Annotated in this window: 1 protein-coding gene; it reads left to right on the plus strand. The window is 70.7% G+C overall.

The annotated features are described in order from the left end of the window. The coding region (gene pta, locus BQ9890_RS02490) for a phosphate acetyltransferase (protein WP_078062182.1) at window positions 1-1043 on the plus strand (1043 nt) is incomplete at its 5' end. Window positions 1044-1155 lie beyond the last annotated feature (112 nt).

Here is a 1155-nt window from a genome sequence, read left to right on the forward strand (position 1 = left end):
GGCTCGGGGGTGGCGACGAGGGCGTCACCGCCCTCCTCGCCACCCCCGAGCCCACGGCCGTCACTCCCCTGGCCTTCCAGGCCGACCTCGTGGCACGGGCGGCGTCCGACCGCCGCCGCATCGTCCTGCCCGAGCCGGAGGACGACCGGGTCCTGCGCGCCGCTGCGGAGGTCCTGGCACGCGGCATTGCCGACATCACCCTGATCGGTGAAGAGACCACCGTTCGTGCCCGGGCCGCAGAACTCGGCCTGGACATCTCTGCCGCCCGCGTGGTCTCCGTGGAGGATCCGGAGCTGCGCGAGAGGTACGCCGCTGAGTTCGCCCGTCTGCGCGCCAAGAAGGGCATCACCCTGGACCAGGCCCGCGCCAAGATCGCCGATGTCTCCTACTTCGCCACCATGATGGTGCACATGGGGGATGCCGACGGCATGGTCTCCGGTGCCGCCCACACCACGGCCCACACGATCGTCCCCTCCTTCCAGATCATCAAGACGGCTCCCGGGGTCTCCATCGTCTCCTCGGTGTTCCTCATGCTCATGAAGGACCGGGTCTGGGCCTTCGGCGACTGCGCCGTCAACCCCGATCCGACCCCTGAGCAGCTGGCCGACATCGCGATCTCCTCCGCGGCAACGGCCCGCCGTTTCGGCATCGATCCCCGGATCGCCCTGCTGTCCTACTCCACCGGCACCTCCGGTTCCGGCGCCGATGTCGACGCCGTTGTCGAGGCCACCCGCCTCGCACGGGAGAAGGCTCCTGAGCTGGCCGTCGAGGGCCCGATCCAGTTCGACGCGGCCGTGGATGCAGCCGTCGCCGCGAAGAAGGCACCGGACTCCACCGTCGCCGGGCGCGCCACCGTCTTCGTGTTCCCGGACCTCAATGCCGGCAACATCGGGTACAAGGCCGTCCAGCGCTCCTCGGGCGCGGTCGCCGTGGGACCGGTCCTGCAGGGTCTCAACAAGCCGGTCAATGACCTGTCACGCGGCGCACTGGTCGAGGACATCGTCAACACCATCGCCATCACCGCCGTCCAGGCCCAGAGCTGAGGCACGGCACGGGGCGGGCCGCAGATCCCGCCCGCCCGGTGCCCCGGACTCGCGTCGCCCGCGTCACCGGACCCTCGACCGACTCCCGCCCCACACCTCGGTCACCCACCCC

This window comes from Actinomyces provencensis, assembly GCF_900155435.1.
GTDB lineage: Bacteria > Actinomycetota > Actinomycetes > Actinomycetales > Actinomycetaceae > Pauljensenia > Pauljensenia provencensis.